This window comes from Pseudoalteromonas sp. R86517 (assembly GCF_042466295.1).
GTDB lineage: Bacteria > Pseudomonadota > Gammaproteobacteria > Enterobacterales > Alteromonadaceae > Pseudoalteromonas > Pseudoalteromonas atlantica.
On sequence record NZ_JAXHCB010000003.1, the window covers coordinates 680,287 to 704,029 of the forward strand.

A 23,743-nucleotide genomic window follows, 5' to 3' on the forward strand; every position below is an offset into this window, starting at 1 on the left:
AACCCTCATGCTTAAAACTAAACATTTACACTTCATCAGCTTCTTCATTTATCACTAGCGATGTGAAAAAACGTATTTTTCAAATAATTTATCATTCACTTTTAAGATGGCTTGAGGATTACTTACGTTTTTACCTTAATGTAAATGAGATACCATTTTTAAACGCGCCCTTGAGCCAACATTTGGTATGCTCAATATCTATTTACAACTAATAAGTAGTTCAAGTGTTATGCCAAATCTCGACGCTTAATTGATTTAATGCCATTTTAGCTATAGGTAGGTGTGGAGGTGTTTTTTACTTTGCCGAATATATTTTTGTTGTGTAAGAAATAGAAAATATATCGCTTATCATTGTAAGTTTTTCATTCACAAAGCTAGATAAGGAGGTTGTGGAAAAGGTAAACTACAAGCTGAATAACCCTATTTTTTGTAGATTTACGATAGCTAAAAACAAAAAAAGTAAGCCGCACACTTGTAATAAAGCAGCCTTTAAAAGCTCTTTTACGAAAATACATTCACTACTGCCATCTACACTCGCGCATATTTACTTTGTCGTTTTTAAAGCTAACCCCTTCTAATAATAGCTTTTGGCGCTGCTCTTGGTATTTATCACTGCCTGCAGGAAATGATATTTTACCTTGGCTGTTTACTACTCTGTGCCACGGTATAACAGAATCATCTGGCATTTGCTTTAAAAGGCGCCCTACTAAGCGTGAATTTTGCGGATAACCGGCAAGCGTTGCTACTTGCCCGTAACTTGCTACAAAACCTGCAGGTATATTTGCAATAATGGTGTAGATGAGGGTTTCTTTATCAATATTATCTGTCATTAACGTACGCCTCACTGAGTACTTTAAATTGCTCCCAAATAGAGCGTGCGACAGGGCCATGGTGTATTGCATCACGCCTAAATGCACGTACTTCTATACCAAACTCATCTTCTCTGTCGTTTATCTGTATTTGCTGCAACAGCCCGGCTTCTATTTCAGGGCCACAATAATCTATGTTCATCATTGCCCAGCCGGCACCAGCAAGCAAAAACGACTTTAAATTGGTTACATCGTCAATCTTCATTAAGGCAGAGCCTTTTGAGTAAGAAAGCTTGTCGCTGTCTATGCTTAAGTCACTTTCAAACATGGCCAAACACGGGTAATTTTGTAGCTCGTTAAAGGTCATGTACTTAGGAAACGCTTTAGTAGATGCAATAATTCCAATGTTTAATTTACCAATTGGTAGGCTTTCTAAGTGCCCTGTTGCATGAAATAAGTCAAACCAGGGGCCGATGCCTAACTCCACTTGCCCACTATTTACTTGCTCTAAAGAGACAAAGCGTTTGCCACTGGTTAAATTAAACTCTGTACGCTTAAATAGTCTAAAAGTATTACTTATGATCTCGTTATAACTGTCTTTTTGACAAATTTGCTCGTAGCAAATTCGATATTGTGGCTCGTTACCCAGTGCAAGCTCTTTAGCAAGCTGTGCTAGCTCATCATTTGCATGCAATAATTGTTGTGCTTCGCGATGAAAAACACGCCCTTTTTCAGTTAACTGTAATCGGTACTTACTTCTATCAAGTAGTTCAAAGCCAATTTTTGCCTCTAGGTTTTTAATTGCTAATGTAAGCGCAGGTTGAGTTTTATGTAATTTAAGCGCCGCGCCACTTAAACTTGCACTTTGTACAATGGCATCTAAAATTTGTAATTGATTCAGCTTCATACTGCGCTCAACATGATCATAAATAAAACTTATTATGTTTCTAAAATTTAATGAATTTTATTTTATATGGTTGCGGCGTATCCTGCACTTAATTATTTTGCCCATCATTGCCACGGAGAAGACATGAAACTCTTTCGTCTATGTATACTTACTACGACTTTACTTACCTTAATGGCCTGTTCAGAGCCAGAAAAGCAAGTAAAAGAAGAGCCCATTAGGCCTGTAAAGTTATTCAATATAGGACATGATTCGCAAACAAATGTGCGCAGCTTTCCTGCTGAAGTGGTTGCTAACCAAGGCTCGTACTTAGCATTTAGAGTCAATGGTGAACTAGTTGAGTTTCCGGTATTAGCAGGTGAAGAAGTTGAAAAAGGGCAACTTTTAGCAAAGCTTGACCCAGAAGACTTTCAATTACAATACGATGATAGAAAAGCCCGTTATGAGCTTGCTAAATCACAACTTAGCCGCATTGAACAATTACTTGAAAAAAGAATCGCGAGTCAATCAGAGTACGATGAAGCATTAGCCAATATGCAAGTGGCAGAGTCTGCCTTTAAAATTGCCGAAACCAACCTAGAATACAGCGAACTGCGCGCCCCATTTGCAGGGACTGTAGCCAAAGTATTTGTTAAAAACTTTGAAAACATTCAAGCCAAGCAAAACATTTTACGCCTAGAAACCCGCGATTTAATGGATGTAGAAATCCAAGTTCCTGAAAAAATAATAGCGCGCATTAAAAAAGGCAGCGACTACCACCCTACCGTTGTGTTTGACGGTTATGATAATAAAGAGTACACCCTTGACTTAAAAGAGTGGGATACGCAGGCCGATCCTACTACGCTTACCTACAAAGTTGTTTTTTCGCTGCCAGTACCTAAAGACTTTAACCTACTTGCAGGGATGACGGGCCGTGTATTTATCGATTTATCAAAAGTAACCAGCTCGCAAGTGGCTTACACTATTTTACCGGTAGAGTCGGTTTTTTCTGAAGCTAAAGAAAGCGTGTCGGATAACGCCTATGTGTGGATATATAACCCAGAAACCGGTGTTGTTAATAAACAAGCCGTTAAAGTGGGCCAAGTACACCGCGACGGTATTGAAGTGCTAAGCGGTATTAAAGAAGGCCAAATTGTCGTCTCTGCTGGCGTGCACTCATTAGATGAAGGCATGAAAGTACGTCCATGGAATAAAGAGCGAGGCTTATAATTATGAGCTTTGCGCAACTCTCCATAGAGAAAAAAATAATTAGCTGGATGTTTGCACTACTGCTGTTAATTGGCGGGAGTGTGTCGTACTTTGATTTAGGCCAACTAGAAGACCCAGAGTTTACGCTTAAAACCGCCATGGTTATTACTATGTATCCGGGTGCATCGCCACAACAAGTAGAGGAAGAAGTCACCTTTCCTATCGAAAATGCAATTCAGCAACTCCCCTACGTAGATTATGTGACCTCTATTTCATCAAATGGTAAGTCGCAAATATCGGTAGAAATGAAAAGCACCTACCGAAAAGAACAGCTGCGCCAAATTTGGGATGAAATGCGCCGTAAAATTAACGACTTAGCGCCTTCACTCCCGAGTGGCGTTTACCCAAGCACCATTTTAGATGACTTTGGTGATGTATACGGCGTTATGTATGCGGTTACCGGCGATGGCTACTCTTATGATGAACTTAAAGATTACACCGATTACTTAAAGCGTGAACTCGTACTGGTTAAAGGTGTGAGTAAAGTGACCATTGCTGGTGAGCAACAGCCTCAAGTAATGGTTGAAGTGTCTACCCGTAAATTAGCGCAGCTCGGAATTGCCCCAAGCCATATTTTTGGTTTACTGCAATCGCAAAATACAGTCTCTAACGCAGGTAAAATTAGAGTGGGTGATGAGTCTATACGCTTTCACCCAACCGGCGAATTTAAAGATGTTAAAGAGCTCGAAACCCTACTTATATCTAAACCCGGTGCTAGCGAGCTTATTTACTTAGGTGATGTAGCCAAAGTATTTAGAGAATACGCAGAAGTACCCAGCAATGTTATTCGCTACAACTCAGAACAAGCGCTTTTAATTGGCGTTTCGTTTATGAATAGCGTGAACGTAGTAGATGTAGGTAAACGTATTGACGAGCACTTAGCAGAGCTTGAATACCAGCGCCCACATGGCATACATGTAGAATCGGTGTATAACCAACCTAAAGAAGTAGAAAAATCGGTAGATGGCTTTATTGTCAGCCTAGTAGAGGCGATTGCCATTGTAATTGTGGTACTGCTTATATTTATGGGGTTAAAAAGTGGTATTTTAATTGGCGGTATTTTATTACTCACCGTTTTAGGCACCTTTATATTTATGAAGTTGTTCGCCATAGACCTGCAACGTATTTCTCTGGGTGCGCTTATTATTGCCCTTGGTATGCTGGTAGATAACGCCATAGTAGTAACCGAAGGCATATTAATAAATTTAAAGCGTGGCCAAACTAAGTTAAAAGCTGCAGTTAATATTGTAGAACAAACTAAATGGCCGCTACTAGGCGCTACAGTTATTGGTATTACTGCGTTTGCCCCTATTGGCTTGAGCTCTGATGCGACCGGTGAATTTGCGGGTAGCTTATTTTGGGTATTGTTTATATCGCTTTTACTAAGCTGGATCACCGCCATTACGCTTACGCCATTTTTTGCAAATTTAATGTTTAAACAAGATGAATTTAAAAAAGCTAAAAATGCTGAGGGCGAAGAGGAAAATGACGACCCATACCAAGGCTTTATTTTTACCGGCTATAAAGCACTTTTAGATGTGTCTATGCATTATCGTAAAACCACGCTTGTGCTTATGGTCGTGCTCCTTTGCTCGGCTGTGGTTGGTTTTGGTGCGGTTAAACAATCGTTTTTCCCCGCCTCTAACACGCCTATGTTTTATGTAGATTACTGGCAGCAACAAGGCTCCGACATAAGAGCAACGCTAGAGGGAATTAAAAAGCTTGAAAACTACCTTCAAAAAGAAGAGCTAGTTGAAGAAATAACCAGTACTACAGGCCAAGGTGCTCCACGCTTTATGCTTACTTATGCACCGCAAAAGTCGTACTCGTCATACGGGCAGCTCATTATTAGAGTAAAAAACCGCGAGGCGGTGGCTGTAGTAATGAAAAAAGTGCGTGAATACTCGCAAAATACACCGCTTTCAGCTGAGCTTAAAATTAAGCCTATGGAAATTGGCCCCTCCACCGATGCTAAAATTGAAGCACGCTTTACAGGCCCTGATCCGGTAATACTTAGACAATTAGCCGCCCAGGCTGAAGAAGTGATCGCACAGGACGACGGCGCTTATAATATTCGTGATGATTGGCGGGCACGTACTAAAATGATTCGTCCACAATTTAACGAACAAAAAGCGCGCCGCTTAGGTATTAGTAAGTCAGACCTTGATGATGTTCTGCTTACTAGCCTTTCAGGCAAGCAAGTGGGTGTATACCGCGATGGTACGCAACTTCTGCCAATTATTGCTCGCTCACCGGCAAATGAGCGCCTAAATGTAGAAAGCGTTCACGATTTACAAATATACAGCCCAGTACTGGGTGTATTTGTGCCAGTAACACAAGTGGTTGACGAATTTGTGGTTGAATGGGAAGACAGCCTAATTATGCGCCGCGACCGAAAGCGCACAATAACGGTAATGGCCGATCACAACGTATTAGGCGATGAAACTGCCGCTAAGTTATTTGCACGCGTGCGCGGACCCGTAGAAGCAATAGAGCTACCGCGTGGCTATAAATTAGAATGGGGCGGCGAGTATGAGTCGTCATCGGATGCGCAAGCCGCTATATTTGGCTCATTACCGCTGGGTTATTTAGCGATGTTTGCGGTAACCGTACTGCTGTTCAATTCACTTAAACAGCCTCTAGTTATTTGGGCTACAGTGCCACTTGCCATTATTGGTGTGAGTGCGGGCATGTTAATAATGAATGCGCCATTTAGCTTTATGGCACTACTTGGATTACTAAGTTTAAGCGGGATGCTGATTAAAAACGGCATAGTGTTGGTCGATCAAATAAATCTTGAGCTTCGCGATGGTAAATCGCCTTATCAAGCTGTGTTTGAATCTGGCGTTAGCCGTGTACGCCCTGTAGCCATGGCGGCTATTACCACCATTTTAGGTATGATCCCGCTGTTGTTTGACGTGTTCTTCCAGTCAATGGCGGTAACTATTATGTTTGGTTTAGGTTTTGCAACCATACTTACGCTTATCGTAGTACCTGTGCTTTATACTGTTGTATTTAGAATAGACTACGAGCCTAGAAAGTAATTTAAAAGCCTTACAGCACGTTTAAAACGCAGCTTACCTCACAGTAGCTGCGTTTTTTATTATTTAAACCGAGGTTAAAGATGGACATAATAAACTAGGTTGTATTTGTATTCTCTTTGGCTATTTTAGCTTTATTACCGACGAAAATGGCAATGTAGATTTAAACAACTACCGTTTCACGGGCGGTATTGCACTGGTAATAACAGGCATGTTTGACGGTACTTACGATTTAATTAAACGACTGCGCTCTAAAAACAGCGTATCTACATTAGCCGTTTATTTAGAGCTTTTTTTACTTTATATTGGCGTTGTGTTTTATAAATAACCCCTCAAATGACAGCAAAACAACTTTTTAGAATAATAATTACCGCTAGTTTACTATTCCCACCCCTATTTTTTATTGCTTGGGATGAAAATCTCGATCCCCCCTTTATTGCCAATACCGCTTATGATTTTTTAACACATAAGCTGCTTCCTGTTTTGTCAGTAATAATTAGTATTGCAGGGGGGATGTACGGATACAAAAAGTACAACGCATGCATAACATTTAAATCAAATTTTAAAGACTACTTAGAGGATGATGGGAAGCTTAGGGGCTGGCTGGGTATTTTGTTTATACCGGTTTTAGTTTATTTATGGCTGTGGGCTAGTTTTTGTATTTCAGTAAAGTTATGGACGTATTATTATAGCGACAATAGCTGGCAGCAAGAGTACCAGCTACTGGCTGTAGAGGCGTGTCCGAGTGATTACGAATACAGCTGCGCAAAACTGGTTGTGCTTGATTTACAAACTTACAGAAAGCGCTCTTTTAGGTGGTATTTAGATAAACCAGCATTAAAGCGGCTAAAAAATGAGAAAATAAACATCGTGGGAGTTAAAAGCCCACTCGGTAACGTTGTACATCAAATACAATGGTAAGTGCGCACGCTATTTTTTTAAACTTAATGTGCCAGATGAACGCGCTTTACCGTTTGCTGGCTTTTTGTTGTTTGCACTTTTGCTATCGCCTTGCGTATTTTTGCTAGCGCCCCCTTTACCTACATAGGTGGTTGAGCGCTTTTGAAAAGGGGTATTACTTCTTTGAGTGCGAGTGCCTCGCTCATTATTAAAGGCGCGTGGGTTTTCACCCTGAAAATCACGCTTTTTAGGCTCGCCTTTGTTATTGGCATTTTGCTTATTGGTATCAACCGAGTGCTCTTGCGTTTTACCCGAATCAGCAATGGAGTCATTAATTTGCGCCATTTCTACGTCGGTTAAATGTCGCCACTGGCCTACTTTTAAGCCCTTTAACGTTACATTCATAATGCGGGTACGTTTAAGGGTCACAACTTCATAACCTAGGTATTCACACATACGACGAATTTGGCGATTTAACCCCTGCGTAAGCACTATTTTGAATTCTTGCGGAGCTGTTTGTGTCACTTTACATTTTTTTGTAACGGTATCTAAAATAGGAATACCGTTGGCCATTTTGCTCACAAATTGGCGATTTAGTGGTTTATCAACTGTCACCACGTATTCTTTTTCGTGGTTATTACCCGCTCGCAAAATTTTATTAACGATATCGCCTTCGTTAGTTAAAAAAATCAATCCTTCTGAAGGTCTATCTAAACGGCCGATAGGAAATATACGGGTGGGATAATTAACGGCTTTGACAATATTACTTTGAATTTTACTCTCGGTGGTACAGGTAATACCCACTGGCTTATTATACGCAATGTACACGCGTTTTGGTTTTTCGCGCAGCTGTTTTCCATCTACTAAAACAGTATCGGTATCAGCCACTTTTACGCCCATTTCAGGCGTATTACCATTAACCGTTACACGACCTTGCTCAATATATTTATCGGCTTCACGGCGTGAACAAAAACCTGTTTCACTAATAAATTTATTTAAACGTTTTAATTCGGTCATGGCACTTAATGGTCCTAATTTTAAAGGCGACTAGTGTAAACCACACGCCATTATTTTTCGCCCCTAATTTAAACCTTTACGCATTAATTTTTGCAATTTTTGCTTGAGTTAACCTGCGCCAAACATATTCCAGTGGCCCTTGCTCATAATAGCGACAATATAAAGCTGTAAACAATAGCTGCACGCTAACTAGGCCAGTCGCGATTATCCAATAGTCTATTCGGTTAAAACTTAATACCCACTGCGGATACAACACTTTATAAAGCAACAGCTGCATAAGTGTTTGGCATATATATAAGGTAAAGGCTAAACGCCCAGCTTGCTGAATAAGCCGACCCACATGGGCACTGTTATTGCAAAATTTAACGATGAGATGAATATAAAATACAGCCATGAACAATGCGGCAAAGGTATTTATAAACTCTTGTATGGCGAACCCTGCTCCCCCTGTGAACTTTGACGCATAAAGCCTCATGCCTGAAAAAATAAAGGCGCCAGCTATACAAACAATAAGGTGCGGCTTAGTTAAACCTTTACTAAAAACCTCATTTTTATATAAATATATGCCAATCAGCATTAGCCCTACGCACAGCCACATGATCATGATAGGAACAACTACCAGCATTAATACATTCATACCTAGATTACTCAAAAAGTAATCGCTGTAATACGGGCTATATAAATCGATATACTGTGCTGAATCACGATAAACGACCTCATCTGGTGCACTAAAGAGCACCAACCCCGTGACTACACAACCAATTAAAAGAAACTCCCCTGCCCTTTTTACAAGCAGTTGGTTATTACTTTGCAAATATTTTAGAACAAACCAGCCAGATACACCGTACAAAAATAAAATGTCGCCAGCCCAAAGTAAAAAACCATGTACCAAACCAAAAATGATAAGCCAATGCAATCGCGCTTTTAAAGGCGCTGTTGATTTAACTTTTTGCCATTGAATATAAAGCCCTGCCCCAAACAGTAAGCTAAACAGCGTTCTAAATCGGCCATCAACAAAAAAAGTACTCACAGCATGGATAAGGGTGTCACTAAAAGGGGAGGTAGATAAAGGAATATAGCTATAATCCATTAAGCCAAACGCATAGCCATTCATATACACTAAGCAAAGCACGGCAATGCCGCGAATAAAGTCCATATTATAATTTCGCATAATGAGCGGTTACTGTCCTTTAACTATTATTTTTATAATTATCTGCCCAATCTACGGCTTGATTATATAATCCTGGCAGCACATCACTTTTAACATTAAGTAATATAACGGCTTTTTCTAATGTCCACCAGCTACCTGTTTCGTACGCTTGTACTACATTTAAAATATAATATAGGGTGTTTTTTTCGTTTAATAATGCCGCTTTAATATCATCAGGAAAAGGTAACTTTTCGACTAATAAACTCATAGGTTGATCGAGTATGGCATCTAGTAACGAAAACAAGCCGGTTAAAAACGCCTCACCCGCCAACGATTTAGACACCTGCTTTGCTATTAGCTCACAAAAGCGTGCTCTAACTACACACACTTGCATTAGTTCTGCTGGCTTTTTACCCGCGGTGTGCGCGGTAACAATTAAACTAACAAACTTTTTTAAACGCTCATGCCCTAAATACACTAACGCCTGCTTAATAGATGATATTTTACTCTGAATAGGAAAAACACCGCTGTTAATTAGCCGCATAAGCTTATAAGCCAAGGCCGCATCGGCTTCAAATAACGCACTAATTTGCTTTATATCTGGGCTTGGTTTCATTACTTGCGCGTAAATAGCCACAACTAACGCATAGTTATAATCAATGTCTTGCTGTTCGTGCATTGTGGGCTTGGCAAAAAAGTAGCCTTGAAAGTAATCAAACCCCATTTTATGTGCTTGGTGATAATCTGCTTGGGTTTCTATTTTTTCTGCTAATATTTTTATTTTTTTATGCTGTTTTAGTTTTTCTACAATCTCGGCAATATCTGATAAAGGCGTTTGCGCAATATCAAACTTTACTAGCTTAATAAACTTTAAAAATCGCTCCCATTGCTCGTTATAAACAAAGTCATCTAATGCGAGTTTATAGTTTTTATGAAAAAGCTCTCTGCAAAGCTGATAGTTATCATCGGTGGGTTCAATGGTTTCTAACAGCTCAATGACCACATCTTTACAGGGTAAAAAGTCACATAAATTGTGCTTTAAAGAGTCTGGGCCTATATTTATCAGTGCCGTTTTACCTGAGGTGATGTGGCGTGTGCCTAAATTAAGCTGGTTTTCCATTATTAGGCGAGCAGTTGCTTGACCTTCTTCTATATCGGGAAAAAAGTTTTCAGCACTATTACGAAATAAAAGCTCGTAAGCAACTACATTTTGCTTACGATTGAATATTGCTTGCCTTGCAACAAATACAGACACATTACCTACTTCTTATTTTTATACTCAAACTAAGTAATTAATAGCGTAAATAGGTATAAATGTCACTTCTACTGCGTTTAATTTTAATGATTTAGCAATACATGCTTGAAATATAATCAGCAGCGACCGTTTCCCACGAAAAACGTGCTCCTTTAGCATTAGCTGTAATGTTACTCCATTGCTTAGGATTTTGCTGTTTTAGCGTAAGGGTTTCAGTTAAGCATGTCATTAACCCATCAACTTGTTCATTCAACGAGCCGCCAGAAAATGCAAAGCCATTGTTGTTGTGGCTTACGGTGTCTTTTAAACCGCCAACACTGTGTACTAAACAAGGTTGCCCTGCGCGCATAGCAAGCATTTGACTAATTCCGCAAGGTTCAAACGAGCTTGGCATTAAAAATAAATCCCCTAGCTCATATAGGCTATCGCCAATACCTTGCCCATAACCTTTTAAAAACAATAAGTTTGCATTGCGTGCCATGGCCTTGGTGAAAATGCTTTCAAGGGCTTTGTCACCAGAGCCTAAAATAATAAGACGACCATTAAAACGGTTAATTATTTCACACACTTTATCAAGCGCTAATGCATTACCGTATTGTTGGCAAAGTAATAACACCTTTTGCTCGGTCAGCCTGCCAACACTTGTTACGAGGGGCCCATCTATAGGCGTGTTTTTAAACTGCAGCATGCGCTGATGCGCCACATAGTAGCTCGTTTCAAGCTGCTCATGTTTTGCCATCCAGTTAAATAAAGTATATTCAATACGCTCATACAAGCGCGATAAAGTAACCTGCTCAGGGTTTTTCTCAGGGTATTCACAGCCATTTAATATTCCCACCACCTTGCCTTGAGCCGATTGATTTTGTAAATCAAGCTCTAAGCCTTCTCCACCAAAAAAACCTTGCTGATAATTACTCGGCTTTAGTACCTCGGTACTGTAAGTAGGTGAGACTAAATGAACTTTATCTGCCAAATTTATAGCACTGCGCATAGGGTTAAAACAGTGTGGGTAACGAGGATCGCACAAATGTTGCCCGTTATAACCTAACGAAGGAAACCAAGCCTCTAAACTCGAGTCGTCGTGTTTAAAAGGCCTGATCCCTTGCAGTGCTAAATTATGAACTGTATAGGCAATATGTAAATTAGCGAGCGTATCGTAGCGTTTATCAAATTTTAATAATACGGCGACACACGCGCTATGCCAATCGTGTAAATGCAGTGCTTGAGGGCGCGTTATTAAACCCTGAAGCAGCGCTTCACATAGAGCGGCACTAAATAATGCATATTTTGTTGCATCAGTAGCAAAAGGTCGCCCGGGTTCGTCATTGCAATACACCGAACCCGATTGGCTAAACAGTGGGTGCGAAATAACAAATTGATTAATGTGTGTGTTGTCATCACTTATTTTAAATAAAGATAATACCTGTGGCTGCGCTCTAAATATAACAGTGACATCACCTATATATTCACGTTGCAGTTGCTCAAACCCATAATCAGGAATAACAACATCTACGCTCACGCCTTGTGCTGCTAGTGCTTTTGGGGCATCTCTGACTACATCTGCTACCCCGCCCACTTTAGCGTTTGGTAGAGCATCGTTTTCTGCGGCAACCATTAATACATGCATTTATTTACTACTTCCTTAACCTTTGTTATTCGCATCCGATTTTAAGCGAACTTTTTATTTTCGTGTGCTTGACGTTCAAGCTTTTTAGCAAGTTCCGTGAGCATATCACGGGTGACTAATACGATGCCTTTTTTAGACACCCTAAAGCCATTTTCTTCATCGGCTTTTCTATCGTAGCCAATTTCAAGCCCTGCGGGTATTTCACAGCTTCGATCAATTATGGCTCGCTTAATTTTACAATGACGATTAATGAGAGCTCCGGGTAAAATTACTGATTGCTCTATTTCGCAAAATGAACGCACGTGCACGTTTGAAAACAGCAGTGATTTTCTAACCACTGAGCCCGATACAATACACCCTCCTGATACCGTTGAGTCTACCGCCATACCTCGTCTATCTTCATCATCAAAAATAAACTTAGCCGGTGGCAACTGCTCTTGGTAGGTCCAAATAGGCCAGGTTGGATCGTATAGATCTAGCTGTGGCTCGGGCATTACCAATTCCATATTGGCTTCCCAAAACGAGTCTAACGTTCCTACATCGCGCCAATAAGGTTGCCCTTCTTGCATGGGATCTCTAAACGGAAACGCATACACACTGTGCTCTTCTATAATTGCCGGAATAATATCGTGCCCAAAGTCGCGGCCAGAACCTTCATTTTCAGCATCTTTTTTTAGCTGCTCAAATAAAAACTCAGTATTAAACACATAGTTGCCCATAGAGGCTAAGCAGGTACCTGGCTTACCAGGGACAGAGCTGGGGATCGAAGGTTTCTCATCAAAGCGACATACCCGATTTTTTTCATCAACGGTCATTACCCCAAAGGTATCTGCAGCCTCTTCAACAGGTACTTCAAGGCAACATACTGTCATGTCGGCGCCTTTTTGCACATGCTCTGCTAATAAAGCGCCGTAATCCATTCGATAAACGTGATCGCCTGACAAAATCATCACATATTTTGGCAGTTCGTGGCGAATAATATCCATGTTTTGAAATACCGCATCGGCAGTTCCACAATACCACTCATCACCATTACGCTGAGATGCGGGTAAAATTTCAACCGACTCCCCCAGCTCCTTTTTAAAATGGCCCCAGGCGCGATTAACATGGCGAATCAAAGAGTGCGATTTATATTGTGTGGCTATGCCTACACGCCTCACACCCGAATTGATACAATTTGATAATGGAAAATCGATAATACGGTGCTTACCGCCAAAATAAACAGCGGGCTTTGCGCGCCAATCTGTCAATTCGTGTAAGCGTGAGCCGCGTCCACCAGCCAGTATTAACGCGTACGTATCTCGGGTTAAGCTACTTATGTAACGATTTGCATAACTAGGCATAATACTCTCTCCGTTTAGTCTGTGCTCTTAGTGGCATGGCTCGTAGTTGCGTGTAAGTCTGTTTCACTAATAGTTAGGGGGGTTAGGTGCCAAATATCTTCACTGTATTGGCTTATGGTTCTATCGCTTGAAAATATGCCGCTTGCGGCCGCATTTAAAATACTCATTTGCGTCCAATGCGTTTGGTCTTGATACGCAGCCTCTACCTGCTTTTGCGCTGCCACATAGCTTTCAAAGTCATGTGCAACCAACCACGGATCGTGAGGGCTTTTAATAGCATTAATAATGTCGTCAAATAAATTAGGCTCAAACAGGTTAAATTGCCCGCTTTCGAGTAACTGCATTACATGGCTTAGGTCGCTGTTTTGCTCTATTAAATGAGAAGGGTTATATCGCGATTTAATATCATCAATTTGATGAGCCTGCGCACCAAACAAAAAGAAGTTATCAGCGCCAACAGCGTCTCTAATTTCAATATTCGCCCCATCTAACGTACCAATAGTAAGCGCACCATTCATCATAAACTTCATGTTACCGGTGCCTGATGCTTCTTTACCTGCGGTCGATACTTGCTCTGATAAATCGGTTGCAGGGCAAATAGTTTCCATGGCGGTTACATTATAATTTGGCAAAAACGCAACTCGTAAATAAGGCGCTGCAAGTGGGTCTTTATTAATAACCTCAGCTACGTTATTAATTAGCTTAATTATTTTTTTAGCCATGTAATAACCAGGGGCGGCTTTACCCCCTAGTAGCACACAACGTGGTACTAAGTTTGTGGTATCGCCTCGGCGTATACGGTCATATAAATGAATAACATGAAGTACATTTAATAACTGGCGTTTGTATTCGTGAATACGTTTAACTTGTACGTCAAACATCATCTCTACATCAAAATCAACACCACAGCGCTCTTTCACTAAATCGACGAGACGTTGTTTATTTTCGCGTTTAACATTTTGCCATTGCTGATGAAACGCAGTGTCGTCGAAGTAGCGGCGTAATTGGCTTATATCTGCAAAATCGCTAACCCATTTTGAGCCAATTTTTTCTGTAATTAAATGACTTAAGGCCGGGTTGCAGTGTGCTAACCAACGCCTTGGGGTAACCCCGTTGGTTTTATTATTAAACTTGTTAGGCCAAAGCTCGTAAAAGGTTTTAAATAGCCCTTCTTTTAAAAGTTGGGTATGTAGTGCGGCCACACCATTTACCGAATAGCTACCCACAATCGCTAAATAAGCCATGCGTATTTGCGGCACGTCGCCTTCTTCAATTAACGAAAGCGCGCGCTGTTTACTTGCATCGCCTGGCCAATGCTGTGCCACTTGCGCTAAAAAGCGGGCGTTTATTTCATAAATAATTTCTAAAATTCGCGGCAATAGTTTCGCAAAAAGCGGCACTGACCATTTTTCTAATGCCTCTGGCAATAGCGTGTGGTTAGTGTAAGCCATTGTGCTGGTTGTAATTTCCCACGCGTTATCCCAATCAAGCTCGTAGTCATCAACTAACATGCGCATTAACTCTGCCACGGCAATACTTGGGTGCGTATCGTTTAATTGAAATACATGATGTGCAGCAAAGTCACTAAAGTCTTCGCCGTATTGTTCAACCCATTGCGATACGATATCTTGAATACTCGCTGATGATAAAAAGTACTGTTGGCGCAATCTAAGCTCTTTACCATTTTCACTGCTGTCATTTGGGTAAAGCACCATTGTGATTTGTTCTGCTAGGTTTTTTTGCGCTACCGCTTCTGAATAACTCCCCGCATTAAACTCGGTTAAGTTAAATTCGTCGGTCGCTTCTGATTTCCATAGCCTTAGCGTATTAACAATGTCGTTTTTATAACCAGGAATAGGCACATCATATGGCACAGCTAATACGTCGTGACAACCAACCCATTGACGGTGTTCGCGCCCATGTTTATCGGTATAACTTTGTACGTGCCCAAAAAACTTCACTCGTTGTGATTGCTCAGGCGCGGCAAGCTCCCACGGGTGCCCCTCACGAAGCCAGTTATCGGGTTGCTCAACTTGGTGGCCATTTTTTAATGATTGGTTAAACATACCGTATTCGTAGCGAATACCGTAACCAACCACGGGAAGCGCAAGGCTTGCACAACTATCTAAAAAGCAGGCAGCTAAACGCCCAAGGCCACCATTACCTAGCCCTGCATCGTGCTCTGCCTGGGCTACGGTTTCAATTGTGGTGCAATACTCTTGCAGTGCATTGGAGACTTGCTCGTCTAAGTCGAGATTTAAAATTGCATTACCAAGTGCTCTACCCATTAAAAACTCTAGCGATAGGTAAGCTGTTTTACGGCGTTTTTCTTGCTTGATTTGTTGTTTGGTTTCTCTGCAACGTGCAACCAGCCGATCTCTGATTGTCAGCGCAAGCGCATGATATAAATACAGTTGCGACTCACCCACTTTGTCACGCCCTAAACTGTAATAAAAGTGCCGAGTTAAATCATCTTTTAAAGTGCTTTCATCAATTACAGGGCCTTCTTGCCACCCTTTTACCACACACACATTTTCGTCTTGCTTAGACATGACCATCGTCCTCTAAATTTGCACTAAAAACCCAGCTGCTTTGTGCTGAAATTTCGACTATTGCATCCTCTTTACTACTCACCGATGCGTTATGTACACTTGATAAAACCATGTCCCATTGCGCCGCGATAGGCGATGGGGGTAACTTACAAAAAACTGTTTTTTTACTCGCATTTAAAATGATTAATAAGGCGTATTTATTTTGCTTATCTAACAAGCTATACATTAAAAACTGGCGCTGTGGCTCGTGCCAATGCTCGTTGGTCATTTTTACGCCTTGCTCGGTAAACCATTTAACCGTAAAGCGCTCGTCAATATCTTCTGAAAACACACTGTGTTTAAACGCACTGTGACCACGCCTTATTTTTAGTACATCGTCAATAAATCGGGTTAGTGAATGATTTAGCTGTGAGTCTTTCCATGCCAACCAACTGGTGCGGTTATTTTGACAATACGCATTATTATTGCCCCCTTGCGAGTGACCCATTTCACTGCCTGAGGCAATCATAGGCACCCCTTTTGAGAGTATTAGCGTAAGTAAAAAGTTCTTTTGTTGCTGCAGCCTTAGGGCAATAATTTTGGCATCATTAGTAAATCCTTCAACACCACAATTGGTGGAATGATTAGCGCTGTGGCCATCGCGATTTTGCTCGCCATTCGCTTCATTATGTTTATGCTCATAACTCACCAAATCGGCAAGCGTAAAACCATCATGGCTGGTAATAAAATTAATGCTGTTTAGCGGCCCGCGCTGGCTGTGCTCAAAAATATCAAATGAGCCATGAATACGTTTTGCTACATTTGCAATAACGCCTTCTTCGCTTTGCCAAAATCGGCGTATTACATCTCGGTATTGGTCATTCCACTCTCGCCAAGGTGCAGCAAAAGCCCCCAGTTGATAGCCACCTGGCCCTATATCCCAGGGCTCACTAATAAGCTTTACACGACTTAATACAGGGTCTTGCTCAATGGCTTGAAAAAACGCATGGGCGCTATTAAAACCATGGGCATTTCGGCCTAAAATGGTGGCTAAATCAAACCTAAATCCGTCTACTCCCATTACTTGCACCCAATAACGTAAGCTATCAAGTACCAGCTTTAAGGTTTTAGGATGATCAATATTAATGGTGTTACCGCAGCCTGTATCGTTTATATACACCTGAGGCTTATCAGCCACCGTCCGGTAATAAGCTAGGTTATCTAGCCCTCTGAGCGATAAAATCGGCCCATCGGCGCCCGCTTCTGCGGTGTGGTTATAAACCACATCTAAAATAACCTCTATATCCGCTTTATGAAGCTCACTAACCATGCGCTTAAATTCGTTAATGTCATCATCAACTAAATAATCTTTATGGGGGGTAAAAAAGTTGAGTGTGTTGTAGCCCCAATAATTTTGCAGCCCTTTTGCTGTTAAAAACTGCTCACTTATAAAAGCATGTACAGGGAGCAGCTCTAGTGCGGTGACCCCTAAATTATGCAAATGCTCAATAAAGCTAGGGTGGCTTAAGCCTAAAAACTTACCTTGTAAATTTTTAGGGATATTAGGGTGTCGGCACGTGGCGCCTTTTACATGGCACTCATAAATAACGGTATTAGACCAGCTATGGTTTGGCTTTTTGTGTTTATAAGGCTGGCTATTAACAACCCGTGATTTAGGTATATCAATGGCATTATTAACGGTGCTTTTCGTGCCAATAGGCATTTGCCCATAGTGGCGCTCACTCCATGTAAATTCGCCAAATAAGTCTTTAGCATAAGGGTCAATCAGCAACTTGTGCTCGTTAAACAGCAGGCCTTTTTCAGGACTGTACTCCCCTTCTACGCGATAACCATATAATGCGCCTTCGGCTAAGGGCGCTACATGGGCTGTCCATATACCGCCTTCGTTGATATGCATGGTTACTTTTAATATTTCAGAGTGCCCACTTTTATCAAATAAGCACACATAAGCTTGTGTTGCTTTAGGTGCGTACAAGCTAAAGTTAACGCCGCCACTGCTAATAGTTGCGCCAAGTGGCTGTGGTTGCCCATGTGAAACCTCAAATCGATTACTCATCTTCAACCTTTTGTAAATAAATAGTCGTTAACCCGCCCACTGCAATTTTAATGCTATGCGAAAAGCCATGAGCGCTTGCCTTAACGCTACTAACCGTGGCGTTTTTGTTTGCTGTTACTTTAATACCTGAGCCAAAAAAAGCGTCATCATCGGTGTTTAAAATAACCTTATACTTACCCGCTGCGGGTACACCAATTTCATACTCTTGATAAGAAACAGGCGTAAAGTTTGCCACTACTACAATAAAGTCGTGGGCATTTTTAGCATAACGTACAAAACTAAATATACTTTGCTCGTTATTGTTGTTATCTATCCATTCAAAACCCGCAGGGCTTGAGTCGAGTTCATACAGTGCAGGCGACTTTTTATAAACAGTATTAAGCGCTTGTACAGTGTTTTGTATACCGCGGTGGCTTTTATGTTCTAGCAAATGCCAATCAATAGAATGGTTGTGATCCCACTCTTTTCGCTGTGCTATTTCGCCGCCCATAAACAGCAGCTTTTTACCTGGGTGCGCCCACATAAATGCGTAATACGCACGTAAATTGGCAAATTTTTGCCAATCATCACCGGGCATTTTTTCAATTAGCGAGCCTTTACCATGTACAACTTCGTCATGACTTAGCGGTAAAATGTAATTTTCGCTAAATGCGTACACCATAGAAAAGGTCATTTCGTGATGATGATGCTGCCTATAAAGCGGATCATGTTGCATGTAATGAAGGCTGTCGTTCATCCACCCCATATTCCACTTGTAGCCAAAGCCTAAGCCATTGTGATCAACACTTTGAGTGACCCCCGGCCACGCGGTCGACTCTTCAGCCACCATCATAATGCCCGGATTATTTTTATAACTACGCAAATTTACCTGCTTTAAGCACTCAATAGCGCCAAGGTTTTCTCGCCCACCATAACAATTGGCAACCCATTCACCTTCTTTGCGGCTGTAATCTAAATAAAGCATTGAAGCCACCGCATCTACGCGCAGTCCATCAAGGCCAAATTGCTCTAGCCAATACATCGCATTAGAGATTAAAAAGCTTTTAACCTCCGGGCGGTCGTAATTATAAATATAGGTATTCCAATCAGGATGAAAGCCCTGTCGAATATCGGCATGTTCAAATAAATGCGTGCCGTCAAAGTGGTGTAAACCATGCGGATCACTAGGAAAATGCCCGGGCACCCAATCAAGTAGCACGCCTAAGTTTGCTTTGTGGCACTGCTGTACAAAGTATTTAAAACTGCTGTAATCACCAAAACGACTAGTTGGTGCAAACAACCCCACCGGCTGGTAACCCCAAGAGCCATCAAACGGGTATTCACTTATTGGCATTAATTGAATATGCGTAAAGCCCATTTCAAGCGTGTAATTAACAAGTTTGTCGGCAAGTTCGCTATAGCTTAAATAGCGGTTTTCTTCAGCCCTTTGCCATGAACCCAAGTGCACTTCGTAAATACTTATGGGCGCGTCTATATGGTTACGCTTTTGACGATTTTTAAGCTCGCTATCACTGAGCGAAATAGGCGTTGCTTGCTGTTGTAACACACTGGCCGTACCCGGAGCTTGCTGCATTTTAAAGGCAAACGGATCTGCTTTTTCAAGCACATCGCCTTGCTGTGTCACAATAGAAAATTTATAACAGGTATCGGGCTGAAGCCCTGCGATAAAAAGCTCCCATACACCACACGCAGGATGAAAACGCATATAATGACGATTAGCTTGCCAAAGGTTAAATTCGCCAATAACAGATACACTGGCTGCATTAGGCGCCCACACACAAAAACGCACTCCATCAACCCCTTGTTGATTAATAAAGTGTGCGCCTAAATGTTTATATGCATGTTCTAAACTGCCTTCGTTAAATAAATACATTGCATCTGTATCTAGGCTGCTTGCAAAGCTATATTCATCGTAAAAACATAATGCTGAGTTTGCATATTCAACGTTGCATTTATAAGGTTGCGTTGGCATTTCGTTGCTTGTTGCAATGAATAAATCGCTACTGTTATAACGCTTAGCAATAACTTTTTTATCATTAATAATAATATTTACATTTTTAGCCGCGGGTAAATACACGCGTATTTCGTAGCCATTTTTATAAGCATGTGCCCCTAAAAAACTAAAAGGGTCTTTAAATCTGCCGCCTTGTAGTGCAGTTACCTGTGCGTCGTAATGGGTCTGTAATGAATCCTTTGGTGCGGTACTACTCATATCCTTTCCTTATTGAATTAACTGCAGCCAAGGTACTGGCATTATTTTTAAAAATAGCGTTGCTTGAATGAGTTAAAACACGGCGCCAATTTGGGTATTCGGTATTAGTGCCGGGTATATTCACCGGATACGTTTGTTTATCTAAATCATCAAGCTGAAGTGCAAATAAACGGGTCTCACTGCGTGCAAGTGCTTTGGCAAGTTCACCGTAAACGCACATAGCATCGCTAGTTTCGCTAAGTTGCTCTGCGCTATGTAACCGTATAAAACGCAGTAATCGTTGTTTTTCTTGTTGTCGTTCGTGCAATTGCTGTTGGTACTGCTGATCATCAATAAGCTGATACTGACGTTTAATATCTAAATCATCTGTTTGCCACCAGCCGCAAAATGGCGGTACGTCATGATTCGCTATCATAATTAAACAATGCTTAGGTAATTCTTGTAACGGTAAAAACTCACCATCATGTTGTTTTTCAAAATAAAATAAGCTATTTGAATAAATACCACTTACAGCAAGTGCGTGTTTTACCTCGGGCGGGACTATGCCTAAGTCTTCACCTATTACTATGCACTGATTAAGGTGAGACTCTATTTTTAAAATAGCCAATAAGTGCTCGAAAGGGTAATAAACATAACAGCCATCTTGTGTATGGTTATTTTCAAAGCACCACCATAAGCGCCTTAGTGCCATAACATGATCAATGCGCAAACCGCCAACGCCTTGCATGTTTGCGCTAATAAGTGAGCGATAAAAGGCAAAGTGATCATTTTTTAATTGTTGCGGGTTAAGCGCAGGCAGCCCCCAATTTTGCCCTGCTTGCGCCCAAGGGTCTGGCGGTGCGCCAACATTGGCATTATCACTAAAAAGTGATTGCTGAGATTGATACTCAACGCCATCTCCTGCACAACCAACAGCAAGGTCATTAATTAAACCTATTGCCATGCCTTTATTTAAACAGTGCTGCTGACAATGGCTTAATTGTAATTTAGCCTGCCATTGTAAGTAGTAATCAAAGGTAGGATTGGCTGAATTTAGCGTAGTTAGGGTCTGGGCGTTTTGTTTGCAAAACTGGGCAAACTCATCGCGTCGTGAAGCGCTGGCATGTGCTTCAAAATGACTAAATAGCGCTTTAAATAATGTATATTTAACTGCGCTTACTTTTTCATAATTTATAAACTGTTCATTGCTGTTAAAAAGCGCTTTTACCTCATCACTGTGTAACAAAGCATCTAATTGTGGATTGTTTTTAGCATCAGCTGATAGTTCAACACAAATGTACAAAGGATTTAATAACGCACGGCTATTAGGGCTATAGGGACTGGCTCGCTCACTTTGCTGTGCAAACAGTAAATGTAACGGGTTGAGTAATATGTAGTCCATGTGCTGCTGAGCACATAAATCACATAGCTCTAGTAAATCATTAAAATCCCCTACACCTAGGCCTGCTTTGTTTTTAACTGTGTACAACTGCAGCGAAAGCCCAGTGCGCTTAGTATCATCTACTTGAAAAACTTTTTCTGGGGTGGCCCACAATTGAATCTCTTTGCTTTGCTCCCCTACACTAACCAGCGCCTGATGATAACCTACCGGAATAGCCCCTAACGGCACTGCTACTTCAATATAACGCACGCCATGTACATAGTAATCGCCAGTGATGGCCAAATTATGTAAATTAGCACGCTCATAGGTAACGTTTAACTTTGGCAACGTTATCGCAACAGGTAAATCACGTTGACGCTCATCTATGCGAATATAAAAAAGGTTATCAGTTAAATTCACTAAGCTGGTATCGGGTGCTAACTCTAACCAAGGCGCAACATCTAATTGATAATTAAGCTGTGCTATTTGGTGTTCATCTTCGGTATTTACACCACAACATTGTAAGGCACGTTTGCGCGTGTCTTCGCTAAATATAACCTGCTCGCCCGTGTATTTAGTAAACTCATAACCGATACCGTGCAGATAAAACAACTGCGAAAGTGCGTCCATTTACTCGCCTTAATTTATGCGTTGAGTGTTCACTATGCTATTTTCTGTGCCAAATGTATTAGGTAGGTAGTCATCTGCTTGGTGGTCGTTATCCCAAATATCACCATTAATTAAATAACGAAAATGAAACTGCTGATCAACTGGCAAGCGTTGCTTACATTTAAAGACCCCTTCTTTTTTATTAAGCTTCATAGGCACCGGCTGCCAATCGGTAAATTCGCCAAGTAAACTTACTTGCTCTGCATCAGGGTGGGTAAACTCAAAGGTAACTTCAGCTTCATTTTTTGTTTTGAAAAAACGTTTATTCAACATAGTAGGCTCCAACTAAACCAAAATGGGTACTTAATCTTTGCCACAGGGCCGATACAACACTTTAAAGGGCGATGTGGGGTGCATTTAAACATCATTAAACGCGGGTAATTTAAACAAATTTTTATTTACGCATTATTACAGTGCAAAAAAGTTTTTAGCTGCACATATAAGGTGCGATTACGATAAAAATTTTCGCTTATTAATGACAAACTAATGTACAGCAAGTATTAAACCAACTTAATCATTTTTTATTATTAATATATTGAGCAAAAAATCGTATAAAGGTTCACACTAACCTATAAAATTCTTTCGTTATCAGTGTGCTTAAGTAATAATACACAGCATCTTACGTCTCTGAAATACCAAAAATTTCATGTTGAAAAAAAGCATTTTATTTACTACGGTAATTGTATTTATTGCACTTGCCTCCTTTGTAAGCCTTTCTATACATACCCTTTATAGTAAAAAGCAATTATCAGTAGACCCTAAATTAAAAGAAATTTCAGGCATTGAGTTTGATAAAAAAAAGCGTTTGTGGGCGATTAATGATGGCGGTGACGACCCAAAACTTTATCGCCTGGGCGAAGATGGCGCTATTGAAAAAGAAATCCTTGTTACAAATGCTAAAAATATAGACTGGGAAGACATGACGCAAAATAAATTTGGTCATTTTTTCTTAGGTGATTTTGGCAATAATAAAAACGACAGAAAGTGGTTAACTATCTATAAAATAGAAAACCCAATAGATATAAAAACAGAGACCACCGAAGCCGAAATTATTAAGTTTACCTATCCTGAAATGGATGGCACTCCCATTACCCCTAACAAACGCAACTTTGATTTAGAAGCCTTTGTAGAATACAAACGCCATTTATATTTATTTACCAAAAATAGAACCGAACCTTTCGATGGCATAACCAATGTTTATAAAGTGGGCGATCATGCAGCCAATTTTGATGCTCAGTTAATTGATTCATTTAAAACATGCACAACTCTAGAAAAACTCTGTTGGATCACATCCGCTGCTCTTAGCCCTGACAGGACTAAACTTGTGTTACTTGATTCTACAAGCATTTGGCTGTTCGAAAACTTTAAAGGCGACAAGTTTTTTTCTGGTGATGTGTCTCGAATCGATTTAGGTATCGTCACGCAAAAAGAAGCGATCACCTTTTATGATGATAATACACTTATTTTTACCGATGAAGAATTTAAAGGGCTGGTAGGAGGAAATGCTTACGTTATTAAATTAAATGAAGCACAAAAAACCGTTATCAGACAAGCGCCAAAGACTGCCGTAAATAAATAGCTACACAAAATTTTGCTATAC

At 40.8% G+C, this 23,743-nt stretch carries 16 protein-coding genes; 4 read left to right on the plus strand and 12 right to left on the minus strand.

Annotation, left to right across the window (positions count from 1 at the left end; all coding sequences use genetic code 11):
* Positions 1 to 518 precede the first annotated feature (518 nt).
* Both SJY38_RS19740 and SJY38_RS19745 read right to left on the minus strand, forming a co-directional pair.
* The gene (locus SJY38_RS19740; protein ID WP_055019064.1) at positions 519 to 830 is read right to left on the minus strand and encodes an MGMT family protein; all 312 of its coding nucleotides are present in this window, start codon (positions 828 to 830) and stop codon (positions 519 to 521) included.
* Positions 820 to 1,716, minus strand: coding sequence for a LysR family transcriptional regulator (locus SJY38_RS19745; protein WP_289169301.1), 897 nt, complete (start codon positions 1,714 to 1,716; stop codon positions 820 to 822). Before SJY38_RS19745 ends, SJY38_RS19740 begins: the two co-directional genes overlap by 11 nt.
* Before the next feature lie 123 nt (positions 1,717 to 1,839).
* On the opposite strand from SJY38_RS19745, the gene SJY38_RS19750 reads away from it, so the two are divergent.
* The 3 genes from SJY38_RS19750 (at position 1,840) to SJY38_RS19760 (ending at position 6,923) form a co-directional block, all read left to right on the plus strand.
* Entirely contained in the window at positions 1,840 to 2,922 is a 1,083-nt protein-coding gene (locus SJY38_RS19750; RefSeq protein ID WP_024031767.1) for an efflux RND transporter periplasmic adaptor subunit, read from the plus strand.
* 2 nt (positions 2,923 to 2,924) lie between these two features.
* On the plus strand, positions 2,925 to 6,005 hold the full coding sequence (locus SJY38_RS19755; RefSeq protein WP_377110654.1) for an efflux RND transporter permease subunit: 3,081 nt from the start codon (positions 2,925 to 2,927) through the stop codon (positions 6,003 to 6,005).
* A 480-nt stretch (positions 6,006 to 6,485) separates the two neighbouring features.
* A complete protein-coding gene (locus tag SJY38_RS19760) occupies positions 6,486 to 6,923 on the plus strand; it encodes a hypothetical protein (RefSeq protein WP_244151804.1) in 438 nt (145 codons plus the stop codon).
* Positions 6,924 to 6,932: 9 nt separating this feature from the next.
* Here SJY38_RS19760 and rluF read toward each other — a convergent pair whose 3' ends face one another.
* From rluF to SJY38_RS19810, 10 genes are all read right to left on the minus strand, one after another.
* Positions 6,933 to 7,919: a 23S rRNA pseudouridine(2604) synthase RluF gene (rluF, locus tag SJY38_RS19765; protein WP_377110655.1), complete on the minus strand. Its 987-nt coding sequence runs from the start codon at positions 7,917 to 7,919 to the stop codon at positions 6,933 to 6,935.
* Between the two features lie 76 nt (positions 7,920 to 7,995).
* Complete coding sequence (locus SJY38_RS19770; protein WP_377110707.1) at positions 7,996 to 9,075, minus strand: DUF418 domain-containing protein; 1,080 nt, start codon at positions 9,073 to 9,075, stop codon at positions 7,996 to 7,998.
* A 34-nt stretch (positions 9,076 to 9,109) separates the two neighbouring features.
* Entirely contained in the window at positions 9,110 to 10,324 is a 1,215-nt protein-coding gene (locus SJY38_RS19775) for an EAL and HDOD domain-containing protein (RefSeq protein ID WP_029774480.1), read from the minus strand.
* A 91-nt stretch (positions 10,325 to 10,415) separates the two neighbouring features.
* Entirely contained in the window at positions 10,416 to 11,951 is a 1,536-nt protein-coding gene (locus tag SJY38_RS19780; RefSeq protein WP_377110656.1) for a glycogen synthase, read from the minus strand.
* A 41-nt stretch (positions 11,952 to 11,992) separates the two neighbouring features.
* On the minus strand, positions 11,993 to 13,294 hold the full coding sequence (gene glgC, locus SJY38_RS19785; protein ID WP_004586432.1) for a glucose-1-phosphate adenylyltransferase: 1,302 nt from the start codon (positions 13,292 to 13,294) through the stop codon (positions 11,993 to 11,995).
* Between the two features lie 14 nt (positions 13,295 to 13,308).
* A complete protein-coding gene (locus SJY38_RS19790; RefSeq protein ID WP_377110657.1) occupies positions 13,309 to 15,846 on the minus strand; it encodes a glycogen/starch/alpha-glucan phosphorylase in 2,538 nt (845 codons plus the stop codon).
* Positions 15,839 to 17,902, minus strand: a complete 2,064-nt coding sequence (gene glgX / locus SJY38_RS19795; RefSeq protein ID WP_377110658.1) for a glycogen debranching protein GlgX — start codon at positions 17,900 to 17,902, stop codon at positions 15,839 to 15,841. The genes SJY38_RS19790 and glgX overlap by 8 nt, the downstream gene beginning before the upstream one ends.
* Positions 17,895 to 20,114, minus strand: coding sequence for a 1,4-alpha-glucan branching protein GlgB (gene glgB, locus SJY38_RS19800; RefSeq protein WP_377110659.1), 2,220 nt, complete (start codon positions 20,112 to 20,114; stop codon positions 17,895 to 17,897). The genes glgX and glgB overlap by 8 nt, the downstream gene beginning before the upstream one ends.
* Entirely contained in the window at positions 20,107 to 22,104 is a 1,998-nt protein-coding gene (malQ, locus tag SJY38_RS19805; protein ID WP_377110660.1) for a 4-alpha-glucanotransferase, read from the minus strand. The genes glgB and malQ overlap by 8 nt, the downstream gene beginning before the upstream one ends.
* 9 nt (positions 22,105 to 22,113) lie before the next feature.
* Positions 22,114 to 22,416, minus strand: a complete 303-nt coding sequence (locus SJY38_RS19810) for an isoamylase early set domain-containing protein (RefSeq protein WP_004586437.1) — start codon at positions 22,414 to 22,416, stop codon at positions 22,114 to 22,116.
* Between the two features lie 373 nt (positions 22,417 to 22,789).
* Between SJY38_RS19810 and SJY38_RS19815 the strand changes: the two genes are divergently transcribed.
* Positions 22,790 to 23,722 (plus strand): hypothetical protein, encoded by a 933-nt coding sequence (locus SJY38_RS19815; protein WP_377110661.1) that lies wholly within the window; start codon positions 22,790 to 22,792, stop codon positions 23,720 to 23,722.
* Positions 23,723 to 23,743: the final 21 nt, after the last annotated feature.